The organism is Azohydromonas lata NBRC 102462, assembly GCF_001571085.1.
GTDB lineage: Bacteria > Pseudomonadota > Gammaproteobacteria > Burkholderiales > Burkholderiaceae_C > Azohydromonas > Azohydromonas lata.
Genome location: NZ_BCTC01000184.1, coordinates 1 through 6,604 on the forward strand (window position 1 = coordinate 1; position 6,604 = coordinate 6,604).

At 69.1% G+C, this 6,604-nt stretch carries 6 protein-coding genes and 1 pseudogene; all 7 read left to right on the top strand.

The window, feature by feature from the left end; genetic code table 11:
• Nucleotides 1-952: AMP-binding protein (locus ALA01S_RS29885; RefSeq protein ID WP_157119398.1), on the top strand; the 952-nt coding region annotated here is incomplete at its 5' end.
• A gap of 82 nt (nt 953-1,034) precedes the next feature.
• Nucleotides 1,035-1,343 (top strand): DUF485 domain-containing protein, encoded by a 309-nt coding sequence (locus ALA01S_RS29890; RefSeq protein ID WP_066343202.1) that lies wholly within the window; start codon nt 1,035-1,037, stop codon nt 1,341-1,343.
• Nucleotides 1,340-3,010 carry a cation acetate symporter gene (locus tag ALA01S_RS29895; protein ID WP_066343209.1) on the top strand — a complete coding sequence of 557 codons (1,671 nt, stop codon included), beginning with the start codon at nt 1,340-1,342 and terminating at the stop codon, nt 3,008-3,010. The genes ALA01S_RS29890 and ALA01S_RS29895 overlap by 4 nt, the downstream gene beginning before the upstream one ends.
• 51 nt (nt 3,011-3,061) lie before the next feature.
• Complete coding sequence (locus tag ALA01S_RS29900; protein WP_066343211.1) at nt 3,062-4,843, top strand: acyl-CoA dehydrogenase; 1,782 nt, start codon at nt 3,062-3,064, stop codon at nt 4,841-4,843.
• 27 nt (nt 4,844-4,870) lie between these two features.
• Nucleotides 4,871-5,404: a MaoC family dehydratase gene (locus tag ALA01S_RS29905; protein ID WP_084268089.1), complete on the top strand. Its 534-nt coding sequence runs from the start codon at nt 4,871-4,873 to the stop codon at nt 5,402-5,404.
• Between the two features lie 15 nt (nt 5,405-5,419).
• Nucleotides 5,420-6,169, top strand: a complete 750-nt coding sequence (locus ALA01S_RS29910) for an electron transfer flavoprotein subunit beta/FixA family protein (protein WP_066343213.1) — start codon at nt 5,420-5,422, stop codon at nt 6,167-6,169.
• A gap of 1 nt (nt 6,170) precedes the next feature.
• Nucleotides 6,171-6,604 (top strand): annotated as a pseudogene (locus ALA01S_RS29915) (electron transfer flavoprotein subunit alpha/FixB family protein); the annotation flags it as partial.

Here is a 6,604-nt window from a genome sequence, read left to right on the forward strand (position 1 = left end):
GCTGCCCATGTTCCACTGCAACGGCTGGTGCTTCCCCTGGACGATGGCGCTGGTGGCCGGCACCAGCGTGTGCCTGCGCAAGGTGGATCCGCTGGCCATCTGGCCGCTCATGCGCGAGCACGGCGTCACGCACCTGTGCGGCGCGCCCATCGTGTACAGCATGCTCATCAACGCCCCGGCGGAGCTGCGCCAGAGCCTGGGCCGCGTGGTGCGCGGCCTCATCGCCGGGGCCCCGCCGCCGGCCGCGGTCATCGAGGGCTGCGAGGCCGCGGGCATAGAGATCACCCACGTCTACGGCCTCACCGAGGTCTACGGGCCTGCGGCCGTGTGCGCCAAGCAGGAGCATTGGGCCGCGCTGCCGGCGCAGGAGCGTGCGCGGCTCAACGGCCGCCAGGGCGTGCCTTACCCGCTGCAGCAGGCCGTGGCCGTGCTCGACCAGGACACCCTGGAGCCCGTGCCCGCCGACGGCGAGACCATGGGCGAGATCTGCTTCCGCGGCAACGTGGTGATGAAGGGCTACCTCAAGAACCCCGGCGCCACCGAGGAAGCCTTTGCCGGCGGCTGGTTCCACACCGGCGACCTGGCCGTGGTGCACCCGGACGGCTACGTCAAGATCAAGGACCGCAGCAAGGACATCATCATCTCCGGGGGCGAGAACATCAGCTCCATCGAGGTCGAGGACGTGCTGCACCGCCATCCCGACGTGATGCTGGCCTCCGTCGTGGCGCTGCCCGACGAGAAGTGGGGCGAAGTGCCTTGCGCCTTCGTGGAGCTCAAGCCCGGGGCGCCCACCGTCACCGAGCAGGAGCTCATCGAGTTCTGCCGCGAGCACCTGGCCCGCTTCAAGGTGCCCAAGCGCATCGTCTTCGCCGAGGTGCCCAAGACCTCCACCGGAAAAATCCAGAAGTTCCTGCTGCGCCAGCGCGCCAAGTCGGCCAGCGCCATCGAATAAGAGGTTGAAGCCGCGCAGGCCCACGCTGGTGGGTGTGCGCGCATCGACCCGTCAGCAATCATCACCCCTGGAGGAGTAGAGCATGTCTGCGGACATTTATCGCAAGGTCGAGAACGACCCGATGTTCAAGGAGCTGGTGGCCAAGCGCAGCCGCCTGGCGATCACGCTGTCGGCCGTCGTGCTGGTGGCGTACTACGCCTTCATGGCCGTGGTGGCGTTCGCGCCGGACATTTTCGGCAAGCCGCTGTTCGAAGGCAGCGCGCTGACCATCGGCGGCCCCATCGGGGCGCTGCTGATCATCGTTTCCTGGCTGCTCACGGGCCTTTACGTGTCGCGCGCCAACGGCGAGTTCGACCGCATGACGCAGGACATCGTGGAGCGCAACGCATGAAGCCCCTGAACAAGATCCTGGGCGCGCTGGCGCTCACGGGCGCCGCGGGCGCGGCGCTGGCGGGCGACGCCATCGGCCAGGCGCAGAAGCAGCCGCTCAACGTCACGGCCATCGCCATGTTCATTGCCTTCGTCCTGATGACGCTGGGCATCACGTATTGGGCGGCACGGCGCACCAAGTCCGCGGCAGACTTCTACACCGCCGGCGGCGGCATCACGGGCTTCCAGAACGGGCTGGCGATCGCGGGCGACTACATGTCCGCCGCCACGCTGCTGGGCCTGAGCTCCATGGTTTTCATGCGCGGCTTCGACGGCTTCGTCTACATCATCAGCTTCTTCGTGGGCTGGCCGGTCATCCTGTTCCTGCTGGCCGAGCGGCTGCGCAACCTGGGCCGCTTCACGTTCGCCGATATCGCCTCGTACCGGCTGGACCAGGCGCGCATCCGCACCTTCGCGGCCTTCGGCTCGCTGACGGTGGTGATCTTCTACCTGATCGTGCAGATGGTCGGCGCGGGGCAGCTCATCAAGCTGCTGTTCGGCCTGGACTACGCGGTGGCCGTGGCCATCGTGGGCGTGCTCATGGTGGTGTACGTGACCTTCGGCGGCATGATCGCCACGACCTGGGTGCAGATCGTCAAGGCCGTGCTGCTGCTCACCGGCGGCCTGATCATGCTGTTCCTGGCCATGGGCCACTTCGGCTTCAACATCGAGACGCTGGCCTCCAGGGCCGTCGCGGCGCACAAGAGCGGCGCGGCCATCATGCGCCCGGGCAGCCTGCTGGCCGACCCGGTGACGGCCGTGTCGCTGTCACTGGGCCTGGTGTTCGGCACGGCCGCGCTGCCGCACATCATGATGCGCTTCTTCACGGTGCCCAACGCCAAGGAGGCGCGCAAGTCGGTCTTCGTGGCCAGCGGCTTCATCGGCCTGTTCTTCCTGGTGGTGTGCCTGCTGGGCCTGGCGGCCATCGTGATCGTGGGCCAGGACCCGCAGTTCTACGAGGGCGGCAAGGTGGGCGGCACGCTCATCGGCGGCAGCAACATGCCGGTGATGCACCTGGCCAAGGCCGTGGGCGGCGACCTGCTGCTGGGCTTCCTCTCGGCGGTGGCGTTCGCCACCATCCTGGCCGTGGTGTCGGGCCTGGCCCTGGCCGGCGCCTCCTCCATCGCGCACGACATCTACGCCCGCGTCATCCGCAAGGGCCAGTGCACGGAAGAGCAGGAGATGAAGGTCTCCAAGCGCGTGTCGCTGCTGCTGGGCGTGGTGGCCGTGGTGCTGGGCATCGCGTTCGAGAAGCAGAACGTGGCCTTCCTGGTCGGCCTGACCTTCGGCATCGCCGCCTCGGCCAACTTCCCCGTGCTGATCCTGTCCATCTACTGGAAGGGCCTGACCACGCGTGGCGCGCTGGTGGGCGGCGTCATCGGCCTGGTCTCGGCCGTCACCTTCGTGGTGCTGTCCAAGGCCGTGTGGGTGGTGGTGCTGGGCAACCAGGCACCCATCTTCCCGTATGAGCAGCCGGCGCTGTTCTCCATGCCGCTGGCCTTCTTCTTCACGTGGCTCTTCTCCGTCACCGACAAGAGCGCGCGGGCCCAGAAGGAGATTGCCGGCTTCCGCGACCAGTACGTGCGTGCGCAGACTGGCATAGGTGCTGCCGCCGCCAGCGCGCATTGAGCGCGCACTGACACCCCCATCCTCCAAGCAGTTATTCAAGGAGCTAAGACGATGTCCACCTACAGCGCACCCCTGCGCGACATGCTGTTCACGATGAAGGAAGTCGGCGGCCTGGAAGCGGTCTGCGCCCTGCCGGGCTTCGAGGAATGCTCGGCCGACCTGGTCGAGTCCATTCTCGAAGAGGCGGGCAAGTTCGCCGCCGGCGTGCTGGACCCCATCAACCGTGCCGGCGACACGCAGGGCGCGCGCTGGAAGGACGGCGTCGTCAACGCGGCCGACGGCTTCAAGGAGGCTTACCAGAGCTTCTGCGACACCGGCTGGAACGGCATGCCCGCGTCCGTCGAGTTCGGCGGGCAGGGCCTGCCCACGCTGGTGTCCACGGCGGTGCTGGAGATGTGGAAGTCCAGCAACCATGCCTTCAGCCTCTGCCAGATGCTCACCCTGGGCGCCGTGGAAGCCATCGCCCACCACGGCAGCGAAGCGCTCAAGCAGCGCTTCCTGCCCAACATGGTGTCCGGCCGCTGGACCGGCACCATGAACATCACCGAGCCGCAGGCCGGCTCGGACCTCTCCGTCATCCGCTCGCGCGCGGTGCCGCAAGGCGACCACTACCGCGTCAGCGGCAACAAGATTTTCATCACGTGGGGCGAGCACGACCTGGCGGAGAACATCATTCACCTGGTGCTGGCCCGCTTGCCGGACGCGCCCGCCGGCGTGAAGGGCCTGTCGCTGTTCCTGTGCCCCAAGTTCCTCGTCAACGAGGACGGGTCGCTGGGCGAGCGCAACGACCTGCTGTGCACCTCGCTGGAGCACAAGCTGGGCATCCATGGCAGCCCAACGGCCTCGATGAGCTTTGGCGAGCAGGGCGGGGCGATCGGCTACCTGGTGGGCGAGCCCAACCAGGGCCTGGCCTGCATGTTCACCATGATGAACCACGCCCGGCTGAACGTCGGCCTGGAAGGCCTGGGCGTCTCCGAGCGCGCCTACCAGCACGCCCGCGCCTATGCGCTGGAGCGCGTGCAGGGCCGCACCGCCACGGGCAGCAAGACCATCATCGGCCACCCCGACGTGCGCCGCATGCTCATGGACGGCAAGGCCCGCATCGAGGCCATGCGCGCCCTGGCCTACTTCTGCGCCGCCCAGATGGACCGCGCCCACGCCGCTGCGCACCCGGCCGATCGCGCCCAAAGCCAGGCCCTGGTGGAGCTGCTCACGCCCATCGTGAAGGGCTGGCTCACCGACAACGCCCTCTTCATCGCCTCGGACGGCGTGCAGGTGCATGGCGGCATGGGCTTCGTGGAGGAGACGGGCGCCGCGCAATACCTGCGCGACGCGCGCATCACCACCATCTACGAGGGCACCACGGCCATCCAGGCCAACGACCTCATCGGCCGCAAGATCGCCCGCGAGGGCGGCAAGACCGTCAAGGCGCTTGTCGCGCGCATGGACGCCGACGCGCGCCGCCTGCTCGACAGCCGGGAAGCCGCCGTCGCCCAAACCGGCGCGGCGCTGCACACCGGCGTCGCCGCGCTGGACGCCGCCGTGGACTGGCTGCTGGCCCACAGCGCCGAAGCGGGTGCCCAATGCGCCGCGGGCTCCGTGCCCTTCCTGCGCCTGGCCGGCACCGTCGTGGGCGGCTGGCTCAGCGCCCGCCTGGCCGACGCGGCCGCGGCGCAACTCGCCGCGGGCGAGGGCGACGCCGCCTTCCTGCGCGCCAAGGTCGCCACCGCGCGCCACTACGCGGCCCACGTGCTGGTGGCGGCGCCCATGCTGCGCGACGTGGTCGTGCACGGCGGCGACACCACGCTGGCGCTGGCCGACGAGCAGTTCTGAACTCTTGAAGCGAGAGGCCCCGCCGCCATGAACGACCTCCACGGCTACGACATCGAGGACCTGCGCCCCGGCATGCAGGCCACCTATTCCAAGACCATCACCGAGGCCGACATCGTGCTGTTCGCCGCCGTCTCCGGCGACAACAACGCGGTGCACACCAACGAGGAATTCGCCGCGACCACGCGCTTTGGCGGCCGCATCGCGCACGGCTTCCTCACGGCCAGCGTGATCTCGGCGGCGGTGGCCAACCGGCTGCCCGGCCCCGGCGCCGTGTACCTGGGCCAGCAGATGCGCTTTCGCGCCCCGGTGCGCCCGGGCGACACGGTGCATGCCACGGTGAAGGTGCTGTCCGTGGACACCGCCAAGGCGCGCGCGGTGCTCTCCACCGAGTGCCGCGTGAAGGGCGTGGTCGTCATCGACGGCGAAGCCACCGTCATGACCACCTCCGCCGCGGCGCGCCAGGCGGCGGCTGAAGCCGCGCAGGCCCCGCTGGAGCAGCCCGGTGCGCCCGCACCGGCCAAGGATCAATCGCAAACGCCGCCCCAGACCGTGGCGGCCTGAAGCAAGGAAGTTGTGATGAAAGTTCTGGTCTGCGTGAAACGCGTGGTGGACTACAACGTCAAGGTGCGCGTCAAGAGCGACGGCACCGGCGTGGACGTTGCCGGCGTGAAGATGAGCATGAACCCCTTCGACGAGATCGCCGTCGAGGAGGCCGTGCGGCTGAAGGAAAAGGGCGCCGTCACCGAGGTGGTGGCCGTCTCCTGCGGCGTGGCCCAGTGCCAGGAGACGCTGCGCACGGCGCTGGCCATCGGCGCGGACCGCGCCATCCTGGTGGAAAGCGCCGACGAGCTGCAGCCGCTGGCCGTGGCCAAGATCCTCAAGGCGCTGGTGGACAAAGAGGCCCCGGGCCTGGTGATCCTGGGCAAGCAGGCCATCGATGACGACTGCAACCAGGTCGGCCAGATGCTGGCGGCCCTGGCCGACCTGCCCCAGGCGACCTTCGCCTCCCAGGTGGCGCTGGGCGACAACCAGGCCCAAGTCACGCGCGAGGTGGACGGCGGCCTGGAAACGCTGGCCGTGAAGCTGCCGGCCGTGGTGACCACGGACCTGCGCCTGAACGAGCCGCGCTACGTGACGCTGCCCAACATCATGAAGGCCAAGAAGAAGCCGCTGGAGACGCTCACGCCCGCGGCGCTGGGCGTCGATGTCGCGCCGCGCCTCAAGACCTTGAAGGTTGCCGAGCCGCCCAAGCGCGGCGCGGGCGTGAAGGTGGCCGACGTGGCCGCGCTGGTTGAAAAGCTCAAGAACGAAGCCAAGGTGATCTGACATGGCCGTCCTCGTCATTGCCGAACACGACAACGCGTCCCTCAAGGGCGCCACTTTGAACACCGTCACCGCGGCGCTGGCCTGCGGGGGCGAGGTCCACGTGCTGGTGGCCGGCGAAAGCGCCGCCGCCGTGGCCCAGGCCGCCGCGCAGGTGCAGGGCGTGGCCAAGGTGCTGCACGCCGATGCGCCCGCGCTGGGCAAGCAGCTCGCCGAGAACGTGGCCGCGCAAGTGCTGGCGCTGGCCGCGGGCTACAGCCACGTCCTGTTCCCGGCCACCGCGGCCGGGCGCAACGCGGCCCCGCGCGTGGCCGCCAGGCTGGACGTGGCGCAGCTCAGCGACGTCACGAAAGTGCTGAGCGCCGACACCTTCGAGCGCCCCATCTACGCGGGCAACGCCATCGCCACCGTGCAGAGCGCGGATGCGGTGAAGGTGAT